Source organism: Streptomyces sp. NPDC055099 (assembly GCF_053607685.1).
In genome coordinates this window covers 19,835-46,092 of record NZ_JBSGUA010000029.1, presented here as the reverse complement: position 1 = coordinate 46,092, position 26,258 = coordinate 19,835, and the positions used below count along the sequence as shown (strand labels likewise).

At 71.0% G+C, this 26,258-nt stretch carries 24 protein-coding genes and 1 pseudogene; 16 read left to right on the top strand and 9 right to left on the bottom strand.

Features of this window, described 5'->3' with window-relative positions:
- Positions 1–106 precede the first annotated feature (106 nt).
- A pseudogene (locus ACWFRU_RS39255) lies at positions 107–774 on the bottom strand (IS5 family transposase); the annotation flags it as partial.
- 30 nt (positions 775–804) lie between these two features.
- Here ACWFRU_RS39255 and ACWFRU_RS39250 point away from each other — a divergent pair.
- Entirely contained in the window at positions 805–1,014 is a 210-nt protein-coding gene (locus ACWFRU_RS39250) for an EF-hand domain-containing protein (protein WP_453693123.1), read from the top strand.
- A gap of 378 nt (positions 1,015–1,392) precedes the next feature.
- On the opposite strand, the gene ACWFRU_RS39245 is transcribed toward ACWFRU_RS39250, so the two are convergent.
- From ACWFRU_RS39245 to ACWFRU_RS39235, 3 genes are all read right to left on the bottom strand, one after another.
- Entirely contained in the window at positions 1,393–2,625 is a 1,233-nt protein-coding gene (locus tag ACWFRU_RS39245; protein WP_453693117.1) for a glutaminase, read from the bottom strand.
- Positions 2,626–2,684: 59 nt separating this feature from the next.
- On the bottom strand, positions 2,685–2,990 hold the full coding sequence (locus ACWFRU_RS39240) for a GNAT family N-acetyltransferase (RefSeq protein ID WP_453693115.1): 306 nt from the start codon (positions 2,988–2,990) through the stop codon (positions 2,685–2,687).
- A gap of 208 nt (positions 2,991–3,198) precedes the next feature.
- Positions 3,199–3,666, bottom strand: a complete 468-nt coding sequence (locus ACWFRU_RS39235; RefSeq protein ID WP_453693113.1) for a MarR family winged helix-turn-helix transcriptional regulator — start codon at positions 3,664–3,666, stop codon at positions 3,199–3,201.
- Positions 3,667–4,049: 383 nt separating this feature from the next.
- On the opposite strand from ACWFRU_RS39235, the gene ACWFRU_RS39230 reads away from it, so the two are divergent.
- The 5 genes from ACWFRU_RS39230 (at position 4,050) to ACWFRU_RS39210 (ending at position 6,700) form a co-directional block, all read left to right on the top strand.
- Positions 4,050–4,706: a hydrolase gene (locus tag ACWFRU_RS39230; protein ID WP_453693111.1), complete on the top strand. Its 657-nt coding sequence runs from the start codon at positions 4,050–4,052 to the stop codon at positions 4,704–4,706.
- 54 nt (positions 4,707–4,760) lie between these two features.
- Positions 4,761–5,069: a GNAT family N-acetyltransferase gene (locus ACWFRU_RS39225; RefSeq protein WP_453693109.1), complete on the top strand. Its 309-nt coding sequence runs from the start codon at positions 4,761–4,763 to the stop codon at positions 5,067–5,069.
- 49 nt (positions 5,070–5,118) lie between these two features.
- Positions 5,119–5,352 carry a (4Fe-4S)-binding protein gene (locus ACWFRU_RS39220; RefSeq protein WP_453693107.1) on the top strand — a complete coding sequence of 78 codons (234 nt, stop codon included), beginning with the start codon at positions 5,119–5,121 and terminating at the stop codon, positions 5,350–5,352.
- A gap of 20 nt (positions 5,353–5,372) precedes the next feature.
- On the top strand, positions 5,373–6,212 hold the full coding sequence (locus ACWFRU_RS39215; protein WP_453693105.1) for an alpha/beta fold hydrolase: 840 nt from the start codon (positions 5,373–5,375) through the stop codon (positions 6,210–6,212).
- 83 nt (positions 6,213–6,295) lie between these two features.
- Positions 6,296–6,700 carry an FKBP-type peptidyl-prolyl cis-trans isomerase gene (locus tag ACWFRU_RS39210; RefSeq protein WP_453693103.1) on the top strand — a complete coding sequence of 135 codons (405 nt, stop codon included), beginning with the start codon at positions 6,296–6,298 and terminating at the stop codon, positions 6,698–6,700.
- A gap of 57 nt (positions 6,701–6,757) precedes the next feature.
- Here the strand turns inward: ACWFRU_RS39210 and ACWFRU_RS39205 are convergent, their stop codons facing one another.
- Entirely contained in the window at positions 6,758–8,038 is a 1,281-nt protein-coding gene (locus ACWFRU_RS39205) for a YeeE/YedE family protein (RefSeq protein ID WP_453693101.1), read from the bottom strand.
- A gap of 311 nt (positions 8,039–8,349) precedes the next feature.
- Between ACWFRU_RS39205 and ACWFRU_RS39200 the strand changes: the two genes are divergently transcribed.
- Complete coding sequence (locus ACWFRU_RS39200; RefSeq protein ID WP_453693099.1) at positions 8,350–9,702, top strand: CARDB domain-containing protein; 1,353 nt, start codon at positions 8,350–8,352, stop codon at positions 9,700–9,702.
- A 2-nt stretch (positions 9,703–9,704) separates the two neighbouring features.
- Here the strand turns inward: ACWFRU_RS39200 and ACWFRU_RS39195 are convergent, their stop codons facing one another.
- From ACWFRU_RS39195 to ACWFRU_RS39180, 4 genes are all read right to left on the bottom strand, one after another.
- A complete protein-coding gene (locus ACWFRU_RS39195) occupies positions 9,705–10,466 on the bottom strand; it encodes an ANTAR domain-containing protein (protein ID WP_453693097.1) in 762 nt (253 codons plus the stop codon).
- 236 nt (positions 10,467–10,702) lie between these two features.
- Complete coding sequence (locus ACWFRU_RS39190; RefSeq protein ID WP_453693095.1) at positions 10,703–11,404, bottom strand: alpha/beta hydrolase; 702 nt, start codon at positions 11,402–11,404, stop codon at positions 10,703–10,705.
- A gap of 72 nt (positions 11,405–11,476) precedes the next feature.
- A complete protein-coding gene (locus ACWFRU_RS39185) occupies positions 11,477–13,408 on the bottom strand; it encodes a hypothetical protein (protein WP_453693093.1) in 1,932 nt (643 codons plus the stop codon).
- Positions 13,409–13,563: 155 nt separating this feature from the next.
- Positions 13,564–15,237: a sulfite oxidase gene (locus ACWFRU_RS39180; RefSeq protein WP_453693091.1), complete on the bottom strand. Its 1,674-nt coding sequence runs from the start codon at positions 15,235–15,237 to the stop codon at positions 13,564–13,566.
- A gap of 815 nt (positions 15,238–16,052) precedes the next feature.
- Between ACWFRU_RS39180 and ACWFRU_RS39175 the strand changes: the two genes are divergently transcribed.
- From ACWFRU_RS39175 to ACWFRU_RS39135, 9 genes are all read left to right on the top strand, one after another.
- Positions 16,053–18,209 (top strand): hypothetical protein, encoded by a 2,157-nt coding sequence (locus ACWFRU_RS39175; RefSeq protein ID WP_453693089.1) that lies wholly within the window; start codon positions 16,053–16,055, stop codon positions 18,207–18,209.
- A 223-nt stretch (positions 18,210–18,432) separates the two neighbouring features.
- Positions 18,433–19,977 carry a GT4 family glycosyltransferase PelF gene (gene pelF, locus ACWFRU_RS39170; protein WP_453693087.1) on the top strand — a complete coding sequence of 515 codons (1,545 nt, stop codon included), beginning with the start codon at positions 18,433–18,435 and terminating at the stop codon, positions 19,975–19,977.
- Positions 19,974–21,413 (top strand): hypothetical protein, encoded by a 1,440-nt coding sequence (locus tag ACWFRU_RS39165; RefSeq protein WP_453693085.1) that lies wholly within the window; start codon positions 19,974–19,976, stop codon positions 21,411–21,413. The genes pelF and ACWFRU_RS39165 overlap by 4 nt, the downstream gene beginning before the upstream one ends.
- An 89-nt stretch (positions 21,414–21,502) precedes the next feature.
- On the top strand, positions 21,503–22,504 hold the full coding sequence (locus ACWFRU_RS39160; RefSeq protein WP_363207341.1) for a GDP-mannose 4,6-dehydratase: 1,002 nt from the start codon (positions 21,503–21,505) through the stop codon (positions 22,502–22,504).
- An 88-nt stretch (positions 22,505–22,592) separates the two neighbouring features.
- Complete coding sequence (locus ACWFRU_RS39155) at positions 22,593–23,306, top strand: nucleotidyltransferase family protein (protein WP_453693082.1); 714 nt, start codon at positions 22,593–22,595, stop codon at positions 23,304–23,306.
- A 7-nt stretch (positions 23,307–23,313) separates the two neighbouring features.
- Entirely contained in the window at positions 23,314–24,276 is a 963-nt protein-coding gene (locus ACWFRU_RS39150) for an NAD-dependent epimerase/dehydratase family protein (protein ID WP_453693080.1), read from the top strand.
- Positions 24,273–24,938: a spherulation-specific family 4 protein gene (locus ACWFRU_RS39145; protein WP_453693078.1), complete on the top strand. Its 666-nt coding sequence runs from the start codon at positions 24,273–24,275 to the stop codon at positions 24,936–24,938. Before ACWFRU_RS39150 ends, ACWFRU_RS39145 begins: the two co-directional genes overlap by 4 nt.
- A complete protein-coding gene (locus tag ACWFRU_RS39140; protein WP_453693076.1) occupies positions 24,935–25,726 on the top strand; it encodes an endo alpha-1,4 polygalactosaminidase in 792 nt (263 codons plus the stop codon). The genes ACWFRU_RS39145 and ACWFRU_RS39140 overlap by 4 nt, the downstream gene beginning before the upstream one ends.
- Positions 25,727–25,859: 133 nt before the next feature.
- Positions 25,860–26,246, top strand: a complete 387-nt coding sequence (locus tag ACWFRU_RS39135) for a hypothetical protein (protein WP_453693074.1) — start codon at positions 25,860–25,862, stop codon at positions 26,244–26,246.
- The last annotated feature ends 12 nt before the right edge of the window (positions 26,247–26,258 follow it).

The window sequence follows — 26,258 nt, the reverse complement described above, 5'->3', positions numbered from 1 at the left end:
GTCAGAAGAAACAGCCCCTCCAGCCTCACCAGCAGCACATCGAGCGGCAGACCAAAGCAACTCAGAACACTGCACTCAGGAGGAAAACGACCTCTAAGAAGTCATCTCATTTGGCGAGTCTGCGATAGCAGATGAGGGTGCAGGCGATGCTGGTGAAGGCGAGGAAGTGGTCGGCCTTGCGTTCGTAGCGTCGGTGGAGGCGGCGGCAGCCGGCGAGCCAGGCCATCGTGCGTTCGATGGTCCAGCGGTGGCGCCCCAGCCGTTGCGAGGACTCGACTCCCTTGCGGGCGATGCGGTGGGTGATGCCGCGCTTGCGTAACCATCGCCGCAGGTGGGCGTAGTCGTAGCCCTTGTCGGCATGGAGTTTGCCGGGCCGGCGCCGTCGCCGGCCGCGGCGCGAGCGGATCGGCGGGATGCCCTTCACCAGCGGGATCAGGGCCTGGCTGTCGTGCAGGTTGGCCCCGGAAATGGCGACAGATATGGGCAGACCTGACCGTTCGGTGATCAGGTGGAATATCGATCCGTACTTGCCCCGGTCGACAGGATTCGGACCCGTCAGGTCCCCCTTTTCAGGGCCCGCATGTTCACCGAGTCGATCGCGCACCGCGACCAGTCCAGCTCACCGCGGGCACCGAGTTCGTCGAGGACCAGGCGGTGGAGCCTGGCCCACACCCTTGCCTTCGACCACTCGGCGAACCGCCGGTGGGCGGTCGCTCCGGACGGGCCGAACGACGCCGAAGGCAGCTGCTGCCAGGTACAACCCGACGTAGCCATCACAAGGAAAGGCGAACTCACGTGGTGGACATGCAAGCGGCCGCACGCAAGGTCTTCGACCGGTACGACCTCGACGGCGACGGTCAGATCACGGCCAAGGAGTACCGGCAGGTCGTCGCAGAGCTGAACGGCGAGCACCTCACCAACGAGCAGGCGCAGCGGTTCATCGACGTGCTGGACACGGACGGCGACGGCACCATGTCCTTCGAAGAGTTCTGGGCACCGATGCAGGACGCCTGACAGCACTCGGCCGAGGTCAAGTGGGCACAGAGACGAGAGGCCGTTCGCGAACGGCCTCTTTCCGCTCTCCGGGCGCTCTCGAGTGGCAGTGCGAAGCGGGAGCACTGCCCCTGCCGAGAAATACTTCCGCGCAGTTCAAGCGGCATGCTGCGGACTTGCCGCTTCAGGTGTCTCAGCGTCGCCGTAGCTCCGCGTACGGCGTCGCACGACCGTCAATGGCGCTTCAGAACTCCGAACCGGAATCGCGCGCCTGACTGGGGGTCAAGGGGTCGCAGGTTCAAATCCTGTCGTCCCGACGGAAACGTCGCAGGTAGGGGCCATCTTCGGATGGCCCCTACTTCGTGGTTGGGCGCAATTCTGGAAGCGGGAGCCCGGGGCTCAGAGAACGTCCGGGTAACTGCCGTCCCCCAGGTCAGGGTTCGGCAGCACTCCCGCGGGGTCGTGGACGGCGACCCTGTGTCCGTCCAGCCGCAGTCGGCGCAGCCCCTCGAGTGACATGCGACGGCCGAGGTCCGAGAAGGAATGCACCTTGGTGACGTCCAGGACCACGTCGGCCGTGCCATCCGAGTCGGCCATCAGGTCCAGGAGCTCCGAAGCGGCGGTGAGCTGGACGTTGCCCCGCAGGGTGAAGGTGACCGTGCCCTCTGACTCGCTCACGTCGACGGCGTCGAGTCGGCCCCGGTCGGAGGAGAACAGGTGCATTCCCATGTCCCGGGAGAGCCGTTCGAAGATGAGGCGCCCTCTCTGGCTGTTGCCGTGGGAGTCCAGGCGCGGGGAGAACGTCCCGATGCCCACGAGGTCGGGCAGGACGCCGACGATGCCCCCTGAGACGCCGCTCTTGGCGGGGATGCCCACCCGGGTGAGCCAGTCGCCGGCTGCGTCGTACATCCCGGCGGCGGCCATCACGGCCATGACGTGCTGAGCGACGGCGGGGTCCATCACCCGTTCGCCGGTGACGGGCTGGATGCCGCCGGTGGCGAGTGTCGCGGCCATCACCGAGAGGTCCCGGACGCTGACAAGGATCGAGCACTGGCGCGTATATCCCTCGACGACGGAGGGCACGTCCCCGTCGAGGATGCCGTAGGTGCGCAGCATGTGGCCGATGGCGAGGTTGCGGTGCGCGGAGACGAGCTCTGAGGCGCACACACGCTCGTCGACCTGCAGATCCCGGCCGGCGAGTCGGGAGAAGAACGTCACGGCACGGTCGACGCGATCGTCCTGGCTCGCCTCTGAGCCGATCAGGAGCGAGTGCGTGGTGATCGCTCCGGCGTTGATCATGGGATTCATGGGCCGGTGGGTGCCGCCTTCGAGGGAGAGTTCGTTGAAGGCCTCGCCGGATGGTTCGACCCCGACGGCATCCAGGACGCGGTCGAGGCCGCGGTCGATGATGGCGGCCGCGTAGGCGAACGGCTTGGAGATCGATTGGATGGAGAACTCGGTGTCGGCGTCACCGGCGGCGTACGTGCGACCGAGCGTCGTGGTCAGCGCCATGCCGAGGCGCTCCGGATCGGCTTCGGCGAGCTCGGGGATGTAGTCGGCGTTGGCGCCGCTGGTGTCGTCACGCAGGCTGTCGAGTACTTCGTCGAGGTAGTCGGGCACGGGAGTCTTCATGAGGCAGGTCCTTCTGTCGCAAGCGGAAGAAGCGAGGTCAACCTCCGGCGTGGGCCGCCTCAGAGCCCGAACCGCGCCCGTTGCCCCTGCGGCACCAGGTCGGCGTAATCGGGGTGCTTACCGATCCAGCCACGGATGAAGGGGCAGAAGGGAAGTACCCCGAGCCCCTGCTCCCTGGCCGCACCGAGGGCCGCTCGGGCGAGTACACCGCCGAGACCCCTGCCTTCGAACCGCGGATCGATCTCCGTATGAATGAAGGCGATCTCGTCCTGGTACTGGTGGTACTCGGCGAAGCCAGCGAGCTCGTCGCCGTCGAAGACCTCGAAACGCGATCGGTCGGGATTGTTCGCCACGCGGGATTCCATCGCTGCTCCTCGGGATGGTCGCTGCGCCGTCGCTCCTCTCCTCAGCACGAGGAGGAGGCTGCCGCGGCAAGACAACCATCAGGGTAGTTGATGGATCAACTGGATCGGGAAGGAGTGGCCGCGAGGCGTCTGATACGCCCACCGAGTGGCGGAAATGGATGCGGTCGACGGCCGGAACGCTGGTACGCCCTCGCCGCATTCGGAGCGGTCAGTCAGGCTGCTTCTTCATGTGTTCGAGGACGCGGTTCGAGATCCGGGCGAGCGTGTCGAGCTCTTCCTGGGTGAGCGCATCGATGAACAAACGGCGCACGTGCGCGACGTGTACGGGCGCGGCATCTTCGATCGCCTTGTAGCCGGCCGGGGTGGCGACGATGAACGCTCCGCGTCCGTCGTCGGGGCATTCTTCCCTGCCCACAAGGCCGCGCTTCATCATTCGTTTGACCTGATGGGACATGCGGCTCTTCTCCCACTCCACCTGCTTGGCCAGGTCCAGGAGACGCATCCGCCCGCCGCCCCGCTCGGTGAGGCTCACCAGGACGATGTAGTCGGCGGCTGACATGTGGGAGTCGGCCTGGACTCGGCGGGAGAGTCGTCCGATGAGCGTCTCCTGCATGCGGATGAAGCTGTCCCAGGCGGCCTTCTGCTCCGAGGTCAGCCAGCGAGGCGTCGCGTTCATCGATGGAGTGTAACGAAGACGTTGACAGCTCATCTATCTCGTTGACGTGGCCGTTTCCGCGCGATGCCCGGCATGTTCGGGGGTGCTGTGCGCGTCGGCCAGCTCCCCACTCTCGGCCCGCTCGTGGGCTCGAACGCACACGGACCGACCGCCCTCGACATCTGGTTGACGCGTCAACCGGGTGACCCTAATGTAGGTGACACGTCATCCAGTCGGGTTGAGGGGGGCCTTGGGCCGGTACTGCGGACCGCCGCTGATGCGCGGGGCCTGCATCGCCGACATCGAGATCGAAGGTGTCCCGTAGAGATCGACGGCGCCCGTTGAAATCGTCGGTGCCCCGTTTCACCCCGCAGGCCCACAGCGCCCGGAGAGGGATCGATCCCATGAGCACCGAAGCGAAATCCGGACTGCAGGCACTTCTGACGCCCGAGGAGAGCGTCGTCGTGCTGATCGACCATCAGCCGTTCCAGTTCGCCAACTTGAATAGCCACGAACCCACGATGATTGTGAACAACGTCGTCGGCCTCGCCAAGGCCGCCAAGGTGTTTGACGTGCCGACGATCCTGACGACCGTCCTGGAGGAGCGCGGCGGCTACCTCATCAAGGGGTTGCAGGATGTGTTCCCCGAGCAGAAGCCGATCAACAGGACTTTCATCAACACCTGGGAGGACGAGCGCGTCGTCGATGCCGTCAAGGCGACCGGCCGCAAGAAGCTGATCATCGCCGGTCTGTGGACGGAGATGTGTGTCGCGATGCCGGCGATACAGGCGGCGGGCGAGGGCTTCGAGGTCTTCGCCGTCACCGACGCCTCGGGCGGCGCCTCGAAGGAAGCCCACGACATGGCCGTACGGCGCATGGTCCAGGCCGGCGTGGTGCCGATCACCTGGATGGCCGTGCTGGGCGAGTGGCAGCGCGACTGGGCCCGCGAGAAGACCGTCCCCGGTGTCGCCGAGGTCCAGTCGCAGCACGGCGGTGCCAGCGGGGTGGCCTTCGCATGGGAGATGCAGCTTCTGGCCACGGCGAGGGGAAGCGGGGCCTGACCTCGCTGCCGCCCCGGCGCCACGCCGATCCGTAGCGGTAGAAAAGGAGGACACATGGCAGTGGAAGTGAACGACGTTCCCGAAGCCAGGCGGTACGAGGCCCGCGTCGACGGAGAGTCCAAGGTCGCGGGTGTCGCGGAATACATCCGTACGCCGGAACTCGTCGCGTTCGTACACACCGAGGTCTCGACGGAGTACGAGGGGAGAGGAGTCGGGTCGGCGCTGGCCCGCGCCGCCCTCGACGAGGCGCGCGCCGCGCACCTGCGGGTGCTCGCCACCTGCCCGTTCTTCGCGGGGTGGATCGCCCGGCACCCCGAGTACGAGGACCTGCTGTACCAGTCGCGCAGCAAGGTCAGCGACTGAATTGCCCGGCACGGGAGCGATGGAAGCGACAGAGGCGACGGAGGCCGGCATGAGCGGCGGAACCGAGAAGAAGGCGTACGAGGGCCGGTCGATCACCGTGACCTTCGAGGCGAGACGCTGCATGCACGCCGCCGAATGCGTCAACGGCCTGCCGGAGGTCTTCGACACGGCCGAGCGCCCGTGGATCCGCCCCGACGGTGCCGACGCCGAGCGCTTGGCCGAAGTGGTGCGGCGCTGTCCCTCGGGTGCGCTGCAGTATGAATTCGTGGACAGCGGGTCGTAGACCCAGAAAGGGACGAACACATGGGGTACATCACCGTAGGCAGTGAGAACAGCACGCCGGTAGAGCTCTATTACGAGGATCAGGGCGAGGGCAAGCCCGTCGTCCTCATTCACGGATATCCGCTGAACGGCCACAGCTGGGAGCGCCAGACGCGAAGCCTCCTGGCCGCCGGGTACCGCGTCATCACCTACGACCGACGGGGCTTCGGCGCGTCGTCAAAGGTGAACTCTGGCTACGACTACGACACCTTCGCCGCAGATCTGAACACCGTCCTGGAGACGCTCGACCTGCGCGACGTCGTCCTGGCGGGCTTCTCGATGGGCACGGGCGAAGTCGCCCGTTACGTCGCACGATTCGGACATGAAAGGGTCGCCAAGCTCGCGTTCCTGGCCTCGCTCGAACCCTTCCTTGTCGCCCGGGACGACAACCCCGAGGGCGTGCCCCAGAAGGTCTTCGACGGGATCGAGGCAGCGGCGAAAGACGATCGGTTCGCCTGGTACACGCAGTTCTTCTCGGACTTCTACGATCTCGAGGAGAACCTCGGCAGTCGGATCAGCCAGGAAGCCGTCACCGCGAGCTGGAACGTGGCGACGTCAAGCGCCCCCGTGGCGGCCTACGCTGTCGTTCCCGCTTGGATCGAAGACTTCCGCACCGATGTCGAAGCCGTCCGCGCCAGTGGCAAGCCAGCCCTGATCCTGCACGGCACAGCCGACAAGATCCTGCCCATCGACGCCACGGCCCGCCGCTTTCGACAGGCCTTGCCGGAGGCGCAGTACGTGGAGATCGAGGGAGCCCCACACGGTCTGCTCTGGACGCACGCAGACGAGGTCAATGCAGCCTTGCGTTCCTTCCTCGGCTAGAGCCCCGGGTCTTGCGTTGCAGGTAGCGTGATCGGCTGTCGCGTGGAGTGTCCATGTGTCCGGTGGTGAGTGATGGGGCCGTGATGAGTGAGCTGGCGAAGCCTGTGGTCGAGGTTCCGGAGGGGGACGCGCCTGCCGAGTTGGCGGTTCGGGACCTCGTGCTTGGGGACGGGCCCGAGGCGTTGCCGGGCAGGGTTGTCCAGGTTCACTACGTAGGGGTTACGTTCGCGTCCGGCAAGGAGTTCGACTCCTCCTGGGAGCGGGATCAGCCGTTCAAGTTCGCTGTGGGCGGTGGCAAGGCCATCAAGGGCATGGACAGGGGAGTGCGGGGGATGAAGGTCGGCGGTCGGCGCGAGATCATCGTTCCCCCGCGTCTTGGGTACGGCCGACAGTCGCCCTCTTCCTTGATCCCGGCGGGCTCGACGCTCATCTTCGTCGTGGACCTGCTCACGGTCGTGGGCGGGCCTGCCGGAGCGATGCCCGCCTGACCGGCTCGGACTGAACCGGGAGCAGTTGTTCACCGTGGGCAGCCCGGAGCCGACGAGTCAGCAGACGCTGTCCGTCGGCTTCGGGTTGCCCAGGCCGAACAGCGGGCGCAGGCGTAGGCCCGCCCAGGTGCCGAGGATGGCCACGGCTGCCCAGATCCAGCCGTGCAGGGAACCCGAGGCGATGCCGGCCAGGTAGGCGCCGATGTTGCAGCCGCCGGCGAGGCGGGCGCCGACGCCCATCAGGATGCCGCCGATGACGGCGGCGAGCGCCGTGCGGGCCGGGATGTCGCGGTGCAGCTTCCACACGCCGCCGGCCGCCGCCGCGACGGCCGCGCCGACCATGATGCCGATGTCGGTGAGGCTGTTCTTGTCGGCGAGGACCGGCCCGGACAGCTGCGCCGCGTTGTTGGGCTGCTGCCAGAACGTCCAGGCCTCCGGCGTCCCGCCGAGTGCCTCCACGGCCTTCGAGCCCCACAGGGCGAACGCGCTGGTGACGCCCCAGGCGCCACCCGAGACGAGCAGCACCCCGGCGCCGAGCACCGCCAGGGCGATCGCTCCCGCGGCCAGCGGCCAGGAGCCCCTGACCGCACGGCGGAGGGCGCCGCGCGCTGACGGCGGGGTGCCGACCGGCGGGGGATTGCGGCGGGCCTGTATGGCGCGGGCGATGAACCAGATCGCGGCGAGCGCCGCGATCGTCACCGCCCAGGAGCCGAACCAGCCGACGTGGTCGGAGAGCACGTACGGGTCGAGCGCCGGCAGATCGTTCCAGAGGCCGAACTGCCAGGCGGCCAGGGTGGAGCCGGTGATGAAGCCGAACAGGGTGAGCACGATCGTGCCCTGGCCGGAACCGACGGCGAACAGGGTCCCGGAGGCGCAGGCGCCGCCGAGCTGCATGCCGATGGCGAAGAGGAAGGCGCCGACGAGCAGCGCCACCCCGATCGGCCCGGCGCTGGGTGCGGGCACTGAACCGAACAGGCCGCTGCCTGTGCCGATGATCAGGGCGAAGAGCGTCGCGGTGGTGCCGAGGAGCAGGGTGTGGGCACGCAGCCCGGTCCCGTTTCCGACGGCCACCAGCTGCCGCCAGGCGGAGGTGAAGCCGAACCGCGAGTGGAACAGGGCGACCCCGAGCCCGATGCCGAGCAGCAGCAGGGTGCCGGGCTTGGCCCCGTGCTCCGCGAAGACGTAGGCGGCGAGCGCGACGCCGAGGGCGCCCGCGACCGCCAGCGGCACCCGCCGGACCGGCGGCAACGCCTCGGCCCGAGGTGCGGGGGCGGAGGTGGGGGAAGGGGGGAGCACGGCGATCCGGGGCGGCGCCCCGGCATCGGGAGCGGTGGTCAAGGGGGTCTCCGGGAGCGGGAGGGGATTCGGACAGGCTCAGCTGCTGCGGAGCGCTGAGCGGGGCGTCAGCTGCTACAGAGCGCGTCGTCGACGCTCCACGGCGTGGCCGCGAAGAGCGCGAGAGCGAGCTGACGAGCGGGTCCGAACATGCGGACCACCATAAGCATCCCGAAGCGATCTCGAAACGCCGTCTCACATAGAGAACACCTGAATGAGACGGCGGCGGTTTTGGCGCCTTGATGGTGTGTCGCGATGAATATGGCCATTTTGGCATTTATATGTAGTTCAGAACCATCGAACGAGAGGCACACGTGAGGCTTGCGAATCTGACCCGCGCAACGACCGTTTCCGCCGCGGTGGTGCTCTCCGCAATCGCCTCCACCGGATACGCCGTTCCCACCACCACGGACGGCGACCGCACCCGCGCGGCAGCGAAGCCGTCCCTGCGGGCGGCGGCCGACCTGCGGATCACGAAGTCGGTGTCCCCCGACCCACTGGTGATCGGCGGGTCAGCCGTCTACACCGTCACCGTGACGAACAACGGTGACGAGGACGCCACGGGCGTCACGGTGACCGACCAACTGGGGCAGGGGCTCAGCGTCGGAGAGCTGCCTGACTCCTGCACCGCGGAGGGCCTGCAGATCACCTGCGGCGGTACGGGCATCACCGTACCGGCGGGTGGTACACGCGAGTTCCGGATTCCGGTCTCCGTGGACCCTTCCCTCTCCGACGGCACCAACATCACCAACCAAGCCGCCGTACAGCAGGAAGGCTCGCAGCAGCCCGCGGACTCCACCCAACTGATCTCGCAGTCCACCACGCTGACGGACGTGGAGATCACGAAGACGGCCAGTCCGGAAGTCGAGGCCGACGGCACGTACACCTTCACCGTGACCGTGACCAATCACGGTCCCTCCGACGCCGTCGACGTCACCGTCCAGGACCCCACCAACGGTCAGCTCTCCTCCATCGAGGAGCGCCCCGAGGAGTGTCCGGACACCGGCCTCACTCTCAGCTGCCCCCTGAACACCCTCAGCCCGGGCGAGACGCGCACCTTCACCGTCACCATGCGCGCCAACCCCGACGCCGCGGGCCAGACCATCCCCAACTGCGCCGAGGTCTACACGGGTTCCCGCGAAACCAACACCGAGAACAACCGCTCCTGCGCCTCGACCGACGTCATCCCACCCGTCACCCCCTCCCCGTCGCCTACGACGGAGGAGCCCACCCCTTCGCCGTCGCCTACGACGGAGGAGCCGACGCCCTCCCCGTCGCCTACGACGGAGGAGCCGACGCCCTCCCCGTCACCCACGACGGACGAGCCGACGCCGTCGCCCACCACGGAGGAGCCCACCCCTTCGCCGTCGCCCACGACGGATGAGCCCACTCCCACTCCCACTCCCACGACGCAGGAGCCGACTCCCACTCCCACGTCCTCTCCCACGACGCAGGAGCCCACCCCCAGCCCGTCCGGCAGCGGTGGTTCGGAATCCCCCGCGCCCACCTCCTCGCCCACGTCCTCGCCCACTTCCTCACCCACCCCGCCCCCCGACGAGCTGGCCGAGAGCGGGCAAGGGTCCACCGCTCAGCTCCTCATGGGGGTCGCGGCAGTCGTTCTGGTCGGGCTCGGAGTCCTGGTCAGGCGCGTCATCCGGCGCCGCTAGGTTCAGCGTTCGGGGCGCAGCAGGGTCTCCGCGACGCCGCCGTTCAGGACCTGGCGGGCCACGTCGGGGAGCTTGAGGCGTCGGTTGCGGGCGTACGTGCGCATGCGGAGGAAGGCCTGGTCCGCGCTGCATCCGCGGGAGCTGGCGAGGAATCCCTTGGCCTGCTCGATGAGGACGCGGGACTCCAGGGCGTCCTGGAGCTGCGCGATCTGCGTGCGCTGCTCGTGCAGCGCCTGCTGGCGGACGACGCAGGCCGTGGCGGTGTCCGCCAGGGCCTGGGCCAGGCGCAGCCGGGTCTCGTCCAGTGGCCTCGGCCGGTCGTGGAGGAGGCTCAGGGCGCCGACCACCGATTCCTGGCTGCGCAGCGGGACCGTCGCGACCGAGGTGAAGCCGAGCAGCAGGGCGCGCGGCGTGAACCGGGGCCACCGCGTGCAGGCGGGCTCGGTGTCCAGCCGGGACTCGCGGACCTGAGCCCGGGAGCGACGGCAGTCCAGGAGCGGGCCCTCGTCCCATTCGAGGCCGAACAGTTCCAGTGAGCGGGTGTACTCGTCGGAGGCCGCCACTTCCACGACCCGGCCGTGCGGAAGGCCGTGCGGAACGTCCAGCATGACCCCGGCCGCCGACACCTCCAGCAGATCAACACAGTGTTCGGCCAAGGAGTGCAGGGCATCGGGCACGCTCACCTCGCGCACCAAGGGGGCAGCGAGATCCACGAACGCGGACGCCAACCGTTCCTCGCGCTGCCTCTCGGACATGGCGGTCATGCCGCCTCTCCCTTCCGTGGACACACCGTCCAGGCCCCCGGCGGTCGTACGCCGGCGGTTCGCTGCCCGCGGGGACGGTGTGAGGAGATGCCTGCCACGCTACCGCCAAAGGTCGCCCCATGGCAGACGCGCGCTCATCGTCTCGGCACGCCAACTTACGGCGCCTGCAATGGCCTTGAAAAGAATGCGCGGTGCGTTCTTCCTTGCGTCATGCGTCATGCGTCATGCGTCATGCGTCATGCGTCACGCGGTAGTCCGCCGTGCGTGCCGTCAAGCTGGTCGGCGATCGCGGCAGGCAGTTCGGCGAGGCCCAGGAAACCGGCCACGGTCGCTGCCGTCAGGGTGTGCCAGGTGCGGGCGCGTCGGAGCATGGCGTGGTCACCGCCGCGCAGCAGCACGGTGGCCGTCTCGGCGCCCGCGGCACCGGCGCGCGTCGCGAAGTCCAAAGACAACTCAGGATCGGTCGTACGGTCCTGGTCGCCGTGCAGCAGCGCCACGCGGCGGTCACGCAGGTGCGCGACCGGCTCCCCGGCGGGGCACCAGGGGGACAGGCCGACCACACCCCGCACCAGCGGGCTTTCGGCGGCGCGCAGTGCGGCGCGGGCCCCCATCGAATGCCCCACCAGGACGGTCGGCACGTCACCGGTGAGCTGTTCCAGCTCCCGCAGTGCTTGGAGGGCGTCCCGCGCGGGGTCCTCGCGCTCTCCGTTCCAGCCACGGACGCGATAGCGCACCCGCCCCATCAGCACCGCGCCCTCCGACGTGGACCGGCGGATCGCGCCCTCGAAGAGACGCAGCCGCACGCCCGGCAGATTCCACGGCGGGGGCACGTCGGTCCCGTGTTCCCGGCCGCCGTGCAGCAGAAGCACGGCGGCACGTGGCTCCTCGATCGGTCTGCTCAGCACCAGCGCTGGGCGCCCGCCGTCGTTGAAGGACACAGGTACCGAGCTCCTCGACTTGACCTGACCTGACCTGACTCGACTCTCGGCTCTCGACTCCGCCCGCTCCGTCTAGCGCGAGCGGCCCGAGTCGACCTCCTCCAGCCTCTCACCGTCCGTAAGGCGCGCCCGCACGGTCGTGTCGGGGTTCTTGGGAGCCTTGACGGCCAGGGTGCGCCCCCGCTCGGTCGCTTCCACGTCACCGGTCACGTCGATCCCTTCGACCTCGCGGCTGCCCGCCGCCAGCAGGTAGTGGCGCCCGGAGGCCGCAGTCCAGGGGGTGCCGGCCACGATGTGCTGGCCGAACCGGCTGCAGGCCGCGGTCGACCGTGCCTGCCCGACGACCTTCGCGGGTTCGGTGGGGGAGGCGGCGGACGTGCGGAACTGCACGAGGACGTCGCCGGGGCCGCGCCAGGTGGAGGAACGCGTGCAGGACCACACCGCCCGGCCGCCCCGCTCGGGCAGGTCCTGCTCGGCGAACTCCCATTGGTTGACGGCCCGTACGCCGCTCTCCCGCAATCCGGGGAGCCGGCACGCGGTGTGCGCCCAGCTCCGCAGTGCCACGCTGCCGGTCGCCTCGCGGGGCTGCCGGGGCGGGGCCCCGGTGCCGGGCAGCGGGGTGTAGCTGAGATGCGCGGGGGTGAGGCCGCCCAGGTCGGCCACGAGGAAGGCGTGCTTCTCCACGATCCGGCCCGATGAACGCAGTTGCAGCACCGGCAGGCTGTCGCACGCTCCCTTGGCCGGTGGCTCGGGGACGGCGTCGGTGAGTCCCTCGTCCGACACGTCGAGCGGACGCCCGGGGGACTCGGGGGCCAGCAGGTCGCGCGTCCGCGCCTCGGCGATCCAAGGCGCGGTCAGGTAGCGGACCTTGTCCGCCTCACGGCTGACGACGAGCGCGGCCGCCGTGGTCACGTCGGCGTCGTCGGCACGGGAGATGTCCAGGGTCGCGTTGCCCGGCGAAGCGAGCGGTTCGCCGTAGCGGACCACGCGCCGGCCGTCGTGGAACAGCACGACCGCCTCCCGGCCGACGACATCCGCGTACAGCAACTGCGTGTTCCTGGGCGGGGGTTCGGCGATGGTGGCTTTCGCGACGTCGACCTGAGTGCCGGACGGCGGGTCGGTCCAGGTGCCGAGCGCGCGGCTGATCAGCGCGTCGTCGTCGGTACGCGCGCCGCGGGCAGGCCAGGCGGTGAAGTCCACCCGCGAGGTGTCGGTCCAGGCGTCGCCGGAGGTACGGAGCAACTCGTCGGGGCCGAAGGCGAGGGGAACGTCGGCGGCGCGGGAAGGCTTGCCCGAGGGTGTGCCGCCGACGGTCGCCAACAGCACCGCACAACACAGGGCGACGATCCCCGCGGTGAGCCAGGCCAGTTGGTGCCGGCGCCTGCGGCGCAGCAGATCGGTCGGGCGGGTCTGCACGGAACAGGCGTCGAACTCCCGTGAACGCAGCAGCGCTTCCTTCGCCGGGCCCGCGGCCGCCGCCACGTCGCAGGCGGCGTGCACCGCCTCTTCGGGCCGGGGCACCTGGGCGGCGGTGAGCAATTCGGCGACCTCGGAGCGGGGCAGCCCGTCCAACTGCAGCAGCACGAACGCCGCGCGGGCTGCCGCGGGAACCTCGGCGAGCGCCTGCCCCAGAGCGACCTCCTCGGTGGAGCCCGCGCGCGGGAACAGCCGCAGCCCCCAGACCACCGGGAGCATGGGGCGCAGCGCGCGGGGCGGCGGAAGGAAGCCGGGCCAGCCGCGCGGACGACGGTCGTGCGCGAGTGCCGAGCGCAGGACGCGCGCCCGGGTGCTCGCCACCACGGGGTCGGGCGTGACCCTGCGCTGCTCGGGCACGCGGGGCGTGGCCCGGCCGACGCGGAATCCGGGCAGCGCGCGCTGTACCAGAGCGTGGGCGACGAGGACCCGCCGGTGCCTGCCCAGCGAGTGGGGGAGGGTGAGATAGGCGAGGCGTACGAGCCGGGTGTACTGGTCGACGATGACGGCCTCGGCCTGGTCAAGGGCCATCCGCCCGGACGCCTTCGATGAGGGCCGTTGCGATGTGCTCATTGATCAAGAAGCCTTCCAAAGGCTGACGACGTTGCGTCCTGACCACGTTCAAACGAGTGAATCGTGGGATGGTCACAGCCGTCGGAGCCGCCGCCGGTCGGCGTCGGTGGGCGTCAGTCGACGTTGACCACCACCGAATGCCGGCCGCTGGCCCCGTCGGGGATCGTGCGGGTGCGCTTCTCTGTCTGGACCTCGCCCGTGCGGTCGGTCGCCCGCACGGTGAGGGTGTGGCCCCCCGCGGTCGCCTTCCACGGGAAGGACCACTGCCGCCAGGTGTCCCGGGTGTCCTCCGCGGCCAGATCGGCCTGCTGCCACGGGCCGTCGTCCACGCGCACCTCGACCTTGTCGATGCCTCGGTGCTGGGCCCATGCCACCCCCGCGACCATCACCGTGCCGGCCTTCGGCCGGGCGAAGGGCTTGGGGGTGTCGATCCGGGACTGCGTCTTGACCGGCGCCTTGCGTGCCCAGTCGCGCTTCACCCAGTAGGGGTCGTAGGCGTCGAACGTGGTCAGCTCGATGTCCTTGATCCATTTACAGGCGGACACATAGCCGTAGAGGCCGGGGACCAACATGCGTACGGGGAAACCGTGCACGAACGGCAGCGGCTCGCCGTTCATGCCGAGGGCGAGCATCGCGTCGCGGCCGTCCATCACGTCGTCGACGGGGGTGCCGATGGTCATGCCGTCCACGGACCGGGCGACCAGTTGGTCCGCGGGGCCGCCCTTCGACGGGGGTTGGACGCCGCACTCCGCCAACAGGTCGGACAGGCGCACGCCGATCCAGCGGGCATTGCCCACGTACGGGCCGCCGACCTCGTTCGACACGCAGGTCAGGGTGATGTCGCGTTCGATCAGGTCCCGCCGCAGCAGGTCGTCGAAGGTGAGGGTCGTCGGACGGTCGACGCCCTTGCCGTGGATGCGCAGACGCCAGGTCTCGGCGTTCACCTTGGGGACCACGAGCGCGGTGTCCACCCGGTAGAAGTCCTTGCCGGGCGTCACGAACGGACTGATGCCGGGCACCCGGAGCCGCGCGCCCTTGGGCACCGGTTGCGCGGCCGACGCCGGGGCGGGCAGCTCGATCCGGTTCCGCGAGGCGACGGCGTCCTGCCCGCCCGCGGCGTTCAGTGATCGTCCGAGTACGCCGGCTCCGGCCGACGCTGCGGCAACGGCTCCGGCCGCGATGACGAACCCCCGACGGTCCCACTCCGGCCGATCGACGCGGACGCGGATGCTGTCGCCGTCGCCGTCGCCGTTCGGCATCGACGTCCGCGTCGGCTCGGAGGCCGTGCCCGCGGGAAGGGCGAGGTGGCCCGCGAGCCGGTACAACAGCGCGGCACCGACGACGGACCCCGCGATCGAGGGCAGCGCGTCGGTGAAGCCGGTGGAGTCGGGGCGGCCGGTGGCCGCCACCGCACCGATCACTCCGAAGAGCAGCACTCCCGCCGCGCCGAGAAGGCGGTGGCGCAGGGCGAGGAGTCCCAGCACGAGTGCGAGCAGGGCGAGCACCGCGAGGATGCCTGACTGCAGGACGAGTTTGTCGTCCGTGCCGAACTGCTGGATCGCCCAGTCCTTGACGGGTGCGGGGGTGCGGTCGATCGCCGCGCCGCCGACCGCCACCACCGGGCCGGCCTCGGGCCGCACCGCGGCGGACACCAGTTCCGCCACCGCGAGCGCGGCGAAGCCCGCGAGCAGCCCGCCCAAGGCGCCTGCCGGGACACGCCACCGGCCGGCCGGTCGTCGCAAGTCTTCTCGCGCTTCCAGCGCTTCCCGCACTTCTCGCTCTGCCATCACATGAGGTATCCGTCACCGAGGGCCTCATGGATTGCCCGACTCCCTCATCAGTGCGTGAAAAGGGCCTGCTCGGCCCAAAGCGCGCCCGCGGGCGGAGGAGGAGGTGGCGGCGGCAGCATCCGGGCGGAGGAGGCTCACGCCTCGACGTTCCACCGGGACCTCCGACATCCGCCGCCACCTCTGTGCGTCCGGGTCCCTCACAAACCCATGCGGACACGGGGGATTCGACGGCGGGCGCTCAACGGATTGGTTCGTGTCGCGGACTTCGTCGCGACGGGCTCCGCACCACCCCCGGGAGCGCCGGAAACGCAAGAGCGCCCCCTCGCGCGCCCCCCATCACGCCCTGAATTGCGCCCCCAGATGTTCATGGAACGCGCTTGCCGTGCAGGTCAGAACGCGCTTTCCGGAGGAAGGCGCCATGACACGGGACCGGATCGCTTGGCTGAATCAGCGCGGTAGGGAGCGCATTCGATTCCGGTGTCCGCCCGGCGCACCCGGATCCGGTGCGTGCGCCCAGCATCTATCCGGTGCCCGGGGATCTACGACCCCTCTGAGCGGCCACGACGTCCCGGAGCGCCCCACTCCGGTGTGTCATCTCCTGTCACGTGTCGCTCATTTCGTACCGCTAAGGGTTCGCCATCTTTTTTCCGCCAGGTTTCACAGAATCCGCACAGACCCCACAGGTGGGCCGCACTATGTGACGCGTCAGAGCGACGCGGACACACAGTGCGATGTGTGTGCGCGTCGTTGGGGGGCGGGCCGTGGGATGGAGACATCCCCTCGGCCCGACCGTGGAGGGGACCACGCACCGCATGAATCACACCGCACGAGCGGCGGCTCTCGGCGCCACCGCTCTGCTTCTCGCGCTCTCGCTGCCCGGCACTCCGGCATCGGCGGCCGAGCTGCCACGCATCGACCTACGCGTCCTCGTGGTGACCGACGGGGGCCCCGCGACCGCCGCGATCACCGCCGAACTCGACGGCCAGGGCACGCCGTACACAACCGTCGACCTGCGGCAGAGCGGACGGCCGGTGATCGACGCCGCGTTCCTGGCGGACACCGTCGACGGCAGGGCGCGCGCCAAGTTCCAGGCCGTCGTGCTGCCCAACGACAACCCGTTCGCGGCCGGTTCGGCCGAGATGGCCGCCCTCGCGTCCTATGAGCAGACCTACGCCATTCCGCAGGTCGACGCCTACACGTATGCCAGGCCCGAAGCGGGGCTGAAGACACCCGAGTTCAGCGGCACGCTCGACGGGGTGCGGGCCCAGGTGACCGCGTCGGGCAAGGCCGGCCCCTTCGGGTACCTCGCCGGGCAGGTGCCCTTCGAGGACAACGCCCCGTCCACGAACGAGAGTTACGGCTTCCTGGCCGAGCCCGCGCCGGGCGCCGACTTCACGAGTTACGTGGACGCGCCGATCCCCGGCACCTCGGACCGCGGCTCGCTGGTCGGTGAGTACCGGCACGACGGGCGGCGCGAGCTGGTGGTGACCTTCGTCTACAACCAGCATCAGCAGCAGTTCCGGCTCCTCGCCCGCGGCATCGTGGACTGGATGACCCAGGGCGTCCAACTCGGCACATCGCGCAACTACTTCGCCGTGCACGTCGACGACGTCTTCGGGGCGGACGACCGCTGGGACAGCGAGCTCAACTGCACCCCCGGCGACGTGGACTGCCCGCCGGGTCAGGGCACACCCGACCCGATCCGGATGACCGCCGACGACGCGGCCTACGCGGCCCAGTGGTCCAAGGGGCGCAAGTTCCCGCTCGACATGGCCTTCAACGGCGGCGGCAGCGAGCTCTTCCGCGAGGAGAACGGCGGCGCCGACCCCCTGGCGGACCGGCTGATCGCGGACCGGGGCGAGCACCGATGGATCAACCACACGTACAACCACCCCTTCCTCGGCTGCGTCCAGGACGTCAGCGTCGTGCCGTGGACCTGCGCGAAGAACGCGGACGGCAGCACGCGCTACGTCTCGCGCACGGAGATCTCCCAGCAGATCTCGAACAACCGCAACTGGGGCCGGCGCGCCGGACTCCCGCTCGTAGACGACGAGTTGGTGACCGGCGAGCACTCGGGCCTCAAGGTCCTCCCGCAGCAGCCCGACGACAACCCGAACCTGGGCCCGGCCCTGCGGGACAACGGTGTGACCTGGCTCGGCTCGGACAACTCCCGGGACCGGGGCCAGCGCCCGGTGGGCTCGGCCCTGACCGTGCCGCGCTTCCCGATGAACGTCTTCTACAACGCGGGCCGCACCAGCGAGCAGATCGACGAGTACAACTGGATCTACACCCGCAAGGCGGACGGAGGCAGCGGTGTCTGCGAGAACTCCTCCGTCGCCACCTGTCTCGAGAGTCCCCTCGACCCCGCCACCGGCTATCAGGACCACATCGTGCCGGTGGAGTCGACGATCGCGATGGGGCACGTCCTGGCGAACGACCCCAGGCCGCACTTCATCCACCAGTCGAACCTCGCCGAGGACCGCATCGCCTACCCCGTGCTCGGCTCGATCCTCGACGCGTACGGCGAGCTGTTCGCGGACAACGCCCCCGTGGTCAACCTGCGGATGGCCGACATCGGCGGCGAGCTGCGCTCCCGCGCCGCCTGGGACACGGCCGTCAAGGCGGGCCGCGTCACCGCCTACCGGATCGGCGGCAAGGTGACCGTCCAGGCCCCGGCCGGCGTGGCGGTCCGCGCCACGATGCCCACCGGCACCGTACGGCAACTCCTGCTGGGCACCGACGCGTTCGGGACCGCGTACGCGGGAAGAACCTCTGGCTGGGTGTCCCCGGCGCTCCTCCAGAGCCGCGTCACGCTCAACCTTCCGTCCGCACCGGCCTCGGCCGCGGCGGCCGCAGAACCCGACATCGCGAAAGCGGCCAGGAAACTGCCCGTCCCGCCCGGCGTCGCCACGTACGTGAAGCCCGGCACCGACGGTCACACGCCACGCGCGCTGCCGACCCGGCGCTGACCTGACGGTCGCACCCGGTGGCAGGCCGGCCCCACCCGGCCGGCCACCGGGCCCGAGAAGCCGCCCCACACCGCCCGTCGATCAAGAGCCACACCGCACCACCATCCCCCCGCGCCCGTACGACCCGCACGCCGCCGTTCACGGAACGCGCCCACCCCGCACCACCGGGGCGGGCGCCGCCGTCGGCTCCCTCGCGTTCGTATCTCACCCGCGGAGCCCCACCATGTCCCCCTCGCCCTCGCCCGTGCCGATACCGGCACCCTTCCCCGCTCCGTCGCGCCGCCCCGCACGGACCCGCGTCACCCTGCTGACCGAAGGCACCTACCCGCACAGCCACGGTGGCGTCAGCGTCTGGTGCGACCAACTCGTCCGCGGCATGCCCGACGTCGACTTCGGCGTGCTCGCCGTCACCGGCACCGGCCGTGAGAGCCTCGCCTGGGAGCTGCCGCCGCACGTCGACGAGCCCGTCTGCCTGCCCATGTGGGGCCCGGCCCCCACCGGACACCCCCCGCGCGGCCGACGCCGACGCCAACTCCTCGGCTCCTACGAGCAGTTCCTCACGGCCCTGCTCGACGCGGCCGCCGAGGACGGCTTCGCCCCCGCGCTGCACGACCTCGCCCGGCACGCCCGCGACGGAGCCCTGGCGCCCGCGCTGCGCACCGACCGCGCGGTGCACGTCCTGACCTCCGTGTGGAACGTCCCCGGACGCGCGACCGCCGAGGCGCGGCCGACCCTGCACGACGCGGTCACCGCCACCAGCCTGCTCGAACACGCGCTGCGCCCGCTCGCCGCCCGGCCCCCGGAGAGCGGCGTCGCCCACGCGGTGAGCGGCGGCATAGCGGCCATGCCCGGCCTGGTGGGGCGCCAACTCCACGGCGTGCCCCTGCTGTTGACCGAGCACGGCGTGTACCTGCGCGAGCGCTACCTCGGCTACCGCACGGGACCGTACAGCTGGCCCGTCAAGGCCCTGCTGCTCGGGTTCTTCCGGCTGCTCGCCGAGGAAACGTACCGCCAGGCCTCCCTGATCACCCCGGGCAACCGCTACAACCGCCTCTGGGAGGAGCGCGGCGGCGCGGAGCCCTCCCTCATCCGCACCGTCTACAACGGCGTGGACCCCGAGGCCTTCCCGCCCGCGGGCCCCGAACCGCTGACCCCCACCCTGAGCTGGGCGGGCCGCGTCGACCCCATCAAGGACCTGGAGACCCTGATCCGCAGCTTCGCGCTGGTCAGGCAGGAGATCCCGGACGCCAGACTGCGCCTGTTCGGCGGCACCCCGCGCGGCGGCGAGGCCTACCGCGAGCGCTGCGAGGCCCTGGCCGCCGAGCTCGGCCACGGCGACGCGGTGGTCTTCGAGGGCCGCGTCGAGCACATCAAGGACGCCTACTCGGCGGGCAACGTGGTGATGCTGTCCAGCATCAGCGAAGGCTTCCCCTTCACCCTGATCGAAGCCATGTCCTGCGGGCGGGCCACGGTCTCCACGGATGTCGGCGGGGTGCGCGAGGCCGTGGGCCCCACCGGACTCGTGGTGCCGCCGCGCGCCCCGGAGGCCATGGCACGAGCCGTCGTCGAACTGCTCCGCGACCCCGCGCGCCGCGCCGCGATGGGCGAGGCGGCCCGGCTGCGCGTGATCGAGCAGTTCACGCTGCGCCAGACGGTCGACGCGTTCCGCTCGATCTACGAGGAGCTTGCCAACCCAGGCCAACAGGGCCTGTATCAGCCGGAGTTCGTCAGCCATGGCGCCCCCTTCAGCGGCGAGGTGGCGGGATGAGCGGCCCCCTCCCTCTCAGGCCGCGCGGCACACACGCCCGCGGCGCGGAGCACGGCGAGACGTACGGCGCCGACGACACCCTCGCCCTGCGCCTGGCGCGTCCGCCCCGCACCGGCCCCCTCGACAACCGGCCCCGCCCACACCCCGGCGTCGCGCTGCGCCCCGCCAGGGCCGACGACCCCGTGGACAGCCTCGCCGCCGAACTCGCCGAGGAGGCGGGCGCGGCCGTGCACGCCTACGAAGTCGCCGCGCTCCTGGAGTCGCAGGGCCTGACCGGCGACAGGATCCAGGAGACCTATGGGCACCCCGATCTGTTCTCGCTGGCCGACGCCGTCTTCCGGCGGGTGCCGCGCAGCCATCCGAAGCCGCCTGTGCCGCCCGACCCCTGGCGCCCCGACCACCTGCGCTGCGCCCTGCGCGGGCTGCTCTTCGCGCTTCCCGGCACGGCATACGTACTGGCGCAGGGCGCTTGGGGGCCGGCCTCCGGGCTGTACGGGCTGATCGCCGCCGCCCTCGTGTCCTGGGCCTGGTCGCAGGCGCTGAGCCACCGCGCGTACAGCAGGCTCGCGACAGGGCGGCACGAGGCGGGGCGCACCCTGCTGGCGGGCGCGCCGCTCGGCATCGTGGCCGCGTCGCTCACCGGCCTGCTGGTCGCGGGTCCGGGAGCCGCCGCGCTGTTCGCCGTCGGGCAGTCCTGCTATCTCGCCGCGGCGGGGCTGCTCCTGGTGCTCGGCCGCGAGAAGATCCTCGCGGCGGCGCTCCTGCCGGTCGTGGCGGGCGCGGCCGCCCTGCCGTGGTGGCAGCCGCCGGAACTCCTGCGCATCGGACTGCCGCTGCTCACCGTCCTGCTCGCGACGGCCGCCGCGGGGCATGCCCTGCGCTCGGCGCTGCGGGCGACCCCGGTGCCGGGCCCCGCGCCACGCCTGGCGCATTCGCTGCCGTACGGCCTGTTCGGGCTCGCGGCCGGTGCGCTGACCGCGGTGGCGGGACACCAGGAGCCGTACGCCGTCATCGTGCTGACGCTCAGCATGGGCCTCGCCGAGTGGCTCCTCTACCGCTACCGCGGGCTCGCCGTGGCCGCCCTGCACGCCTCGACCACTCCCCGAGGCTTCAGGCTGCGCTCCGCGCGTGCGCTCGCCGTGTGCGCCGCCGCCTATCTCGTGCCGCTCGCCCTGGGCGCCGTACTCGTCGGCGCGAGCGCGACCCGGCTCGTCCTGCTCGGGGCCGTGCTGTGGACCGCCCTGCTCCTCCAGGCGTTCGGCGCGGCCTGGCCGTCCGCCGCGCCCTGTATCGCCGCCGCGGCCCTCGCGACGGCACTGCCGCTCACCGGCACCGTCCCGACGCCCACCGCCCAACTCATCGGCTGCGCCGCCGCCGCCGCGGCGCTCCTCGCCGTCGCCGTCCACCACCTGGGCAGGCCCACGGCGCACGCCTGAGCCGGCCCGCGCCGTCCGGCGCCACATCCACCGGGCCCTGCCCCCGCCCGGCGCACCACCTCTCGTCCGTCCCAGCACCAGGAGAACTCATGGCATCCGCACCACTCGTCGCCGTCACCGGGGCCGAAGGCTTCATCGGCTCGCACCTCACCGAGGCGCTCGTCGCGTCGGGCCACCGGGTCCGCGCGATGGCGCAGTACAACTCCTTCTCCTCCTACGGCTGGCTGGAGACCCTCGCGCCCGAGGTGCTGGCCGAGGTCGAGATCGTCCTCGGCGACGTACGCGACCCCGGCTCCGTCCGCGGCCTGGTCACCGGCGCCGAGACCGTCTACCACCTGGCCGCCCTCATCGCGATCCCGTACTCCTACCAGGCCCCGCACAGCTACGTGGACACGAACGTGACCGGCACGCTCAACGTCCTCGAGGCCGTGCGCCACCTGGAGATCCCGCGCCTGGTGCACACCTCCACCAGCGAGACGTACGGCACCGCCCAGACCGTGCCGATCACCGAGGACCACCCCATCAACACCCAGTCCCCGTACGCCGCTTCGAAGGCCGGCGGCGACCGGCTCGCCGACAGCTACCACGCGAGCTTCGAGACGCCCGTGGTCACCCTGCGCCCCTTCAACACCTTCGGGCCGCGCCAGTCGATGCGGGCCGTCATCCCGACAGTCATCGGCCAAGTGGCCTCCGGATCACGGGAGATCACCCTCGGTGACCTGCGGCCGACCCGCGACTTCACCTTCGTCGCCGACACCGCGCAGGCCTTCATCGCCGTCGGCACCGCGCCCGCCGACGCGGTCGTGGGCCGCACCTTCAACGCGGGTACGGGCGGCGAGATCTCCGTGGGCGACCTGGTGCGGCTCATCGGCAAGGTGATGGAGGCCGACCTCGACGTCCGCGAGGACGAACAGCGCATCCGCCCCGCGGCCTCCGAGGTGATGCGCCTGGTCGCCGACGCGAGCCGGCTGCGCGCGGCCACCGGCTGGGCGCCCGGACACGACCTGGAGCAGGGCCTGGCCCGCACCGTCGAGTTCTTCCGCGACCCGGCCAACCTGGCCCGCTACAAGACGGACATCTACAACATCTGAAGCACCCCCGCACTTCGCTGACCGCCCGTCAGCACCACTGCGCATCTGGCCACTTGACCGCTCCGGGTCACTCACAGGGGAGACAACCATGCACGCAGTCATTCTTGCCGGGGGCAAGGGCGTCCGGCTCCGGCCGTACACCACCGCGCTGCCCAAGCCGCTCGTCCCGATCGGCGACCAGCACGCCATCCTGGAGATCGTCCTGCGCCAACTGGCGAGCGCCGGCTTCACCAGCTGCACCATCGCCATCGGCCACCTGGGCCACATCATCCGCGCGTACGTCGGCAACGGCGCCCGCTGGGGCCTGCGCGTCGGCTACTCCACGGAGGACAGCCCGCTCGGCACCATGGGCCCGCTCCTGACCATGATGGACCGGCTGCCCGAGCACTTCCTCGTGATGAACGGCGACGTCCTCACCGACCTCGACTACGCGGACGTCCTGAACAGCCACCGCACCTCCGGGGCGCCGCTGACCATCGCCACGTACGCCCGCCAGGTGCGCATCGACTTCGGCGTGCTGACCACCGACTCGGAGCGCGTGGTCGCCTTCACGGAGAAGCCGAGCGTGGACTACCGCGTCTCCATGGGGGTCTACGGCCTCTCGCGCGACACGCTCGCCTCCTACACGCCGGGCCTGCCGCTCGGCTTCGACGAGCTCGTCATCGACCTGCTGAAGACCGAGACCCCGCCGCACGCCTACGACTTCGACGGCTACTGGCTCGACATCGGGCGCCCGGACGACTACGACCGCGCCAACGCGGAGTTCACCTCGCACCGCTCCCTTCTCCTCAAGGGAGCGTGAGGGGACCGTGCGCGTTCTCGTCCTCGGCTCCAGCGGATACCTGGGCGGGCACATCGCCGAGCGGCTGCACGCCCTGCCGGGCGTGCGGCTGCTCCGCGGCGGCCGCGGCCCCTCGGACGACCTCCGGGTCGACCTCGCCCACATGACGCCCGCCGCGCTGGCCGAGCAGCTGACCCGGGCCGAGCCCGACGCCGTGGTCAACTGCGTGGGCGCGGTCGGCGGCAGCACGCTGAGCCTCGCCGAGGCCAACTCCCGTGGCCCGGCCGCCCTGTGCGCGGCCATGCGGTCGGCGGCGCCCGACGCGCGCCTGGTGCACCTCGGCTCGGCGGCCGAGTACGGGCCGACCGGCATCGGCGAGCGGACGGCGGAGGAAGCCTGCGCCCGCCCGGTCGCCCCGTACGGAGCCACGAAGCTGGCCGGCACCCTGGCCGTCCTCGACACGCAGCTCGACTCGCTCGTGCTGCGGGTCACCAACCCGGTGGGCCCCGGCGCTCCCCGGGCCGGACTGCCGGGGCGGCTCACCGCCGATCTCGGCCGCGCGGTGGCCAGGACCCCGCACGCCACCGTCCACCTCGGCGACCTGTCCGCGTACCGGGACTTCGTCGACGTACGCGACGTGGCGGACGCCGTCGCGCTGGCCGTGACCCTGCCGGGACGGCTGCCGCGCCTGCTCAACATCGGCAGCGGGCGCGCCGTGCCGGTGCGCGATCTGGTGCACGGCCTGGTCGGCGCCGCGGGCTTCACCGGGCGCGTCGAGGAGTCGCTCGGCAAGGTGGGCCGGTCGGTGGCCGTGCCCTGGCAGTGCGCCGACATCGGCGCCGCGGAACGGCAGTTGGGCTGGACGCCGACGCACTCCCTGCGGGATTCCGTGACCGCGCTGTGGGCCGCGGACGGCGCGCCACGGACGTGGCCGCAGGGCGCCGACGGCGGTCCGCCGCCTCTCGCGCAGGCCGGCGGGGACCCGCGATGACCCTGCTGGTGCCGCTGTACGTCCACCCGGCCGCGGACCCCGCGGCCTGGCAGGCGCTGGTGGCGGCCGCGCCCCAGTTGTACGGCGTCGTCCTGAACGTCGCCGACGGCCCGGGCGCGGCCCCCGACCCCGCCTTCACCACCGCATCGCGGGCCCTGCGCGAGGCGGGGGTGCGGGTGCTCGGGTACGTCGACACGGCGTACGGGGAGCGGTCGCCGGCCGCCGTCAGTGACGACCTGGAACGGCACCGCGCCTGGTACGGCGTCGACGGCTGCTTCCTGGACCAGGTGGCGTCCGGGCGCCGCGAGCTGCGGAACTGCCGGCGCATGGTCCGTGCGGTGCGGGAGCGGGGCGCGGACACGGTGGTCCTCAACCCGGGCGTGCATCCGGCGCCCGGCTACGCCCGCGCCGCCGACCTGATCGTCACGTTCGAGGGGCACTGGACGACGTATCTGCGCTCGTTCGAGGCCCCGTCCTGGACGGCCAGACACCCCCCGGAGCAGTTCTGCCACCTCGTCTACGGAGTGCCGCCCGCGCTGGCCCGCCTCGCCGGGCGCACCGCCGTGCAGCGGGGCGCGGGGGTGCACTGCGCGGTGCCCGGCGCGGGACCCAACCCCTGGACGCAGCCACCGCCCCCGCCGGTGTCCGGAGGCACGTCGTGAAGCACCGCGCTTCGTGGCTCGGCCCGCTCCTCGTCACCGTCCTGCTGCTGGCCGGTTGCGCGTCGGCGGAGCGGCACGGGGACACCCCGGACCGCTGGCGGCCCCGCCCCGGCGCGGCCTGGCAGTGGCAGCTCGACGGGCGCGTCGACCCGCGCGTGGACGTACCCGTCTACGACATCGACGGGTTCGAGAACCGCGCCTCCGACGTGGCCCGGCTGCACCGCGACGGGCGCCGCGTCATCTGCTACATCAACGCCGGTGCCTGGGAGTCCTTCCGCCCCGACAGCGACGCCTACCCCGCGTCCGTGCTCGGCCGCGCCAACGGATGGAAGGGCGAGCGCTGGCTCGACATCCGGCGCCTGGACGTGCTGCGTCCGCTCCTCGCGGAGCGCTTCGACATGTGCCGCCGCAAGGGCTTCGACGCGATCGAACCGGACCTGCTCGACAGCTACCTCAACCGCACCGGCTTTCCCCTGACCGCGCGCCACCAACTGGCCTTCAACCGCATGGTCGCCCGCCTCGCGCACGAGCGCGGCCTGTCCGTCGGCCTGAAGAACGACCTCCCGCAGATCCCGCGGCTCGTGCGGGACTTCGACTTCGCGGTCAACGAGGAGTGCGCCCAGTACGACGAGTGCGCGTCACTCACCCCCTTCGTCAAGGCGGGCAAGGCGGTGCTGCACGTCGAATACGCCGTGCCCAACGAGAAGTTCTGCGCCCAGTCCAAGCGCCTCGGCCTGTCGTCCATGCGCAAGAAACTGAACCTGGACGAATGGCGCAAGCCCTGCTGACCGGCCGTGCTGACAGGCCCTGCCGAGGTGCGCGGGGGGAAGCCGCGTAACCGGTGATCTTGCTCTCGCGTTGGTGTGCCGGGGCCCGGCACGTCCTGCCGGGCCATGACGCGAAGGCTTGAGGGCACTCACCATGCACGACATCACCAGGAAGATCGCCGCGGGGATCGGGGCCATGGCCGCGGCGCTGGGCTGTGTCATCGTCTCGGGCCCGTCGGCGGTGGCCGACGGCAAGTGGTGCAACCACTCGGTGTGCATCGAGACGTACGACAGCGGCACCTATCTCGGCAGGGTCGAGGTGTCGGTCACCAACACCAACCAGCCGCACCGCATCAGCGCGCGCGTGTGGACGACCAACGGCTGGAGCGCCGACACCAAGGTCGAGGACGTCGCCAAGTTCCGTACCTACCGCGACCAGGCCTACCCCCAACGCCACTTCCCCGCAGGCACCCGCCTCTGCGCGGAGGGCTTCCGCGGCGGCGCCAGCGTGGGCTTGCCCTGCGTCACCCTCACGAACTGACCCCGGCCGCCG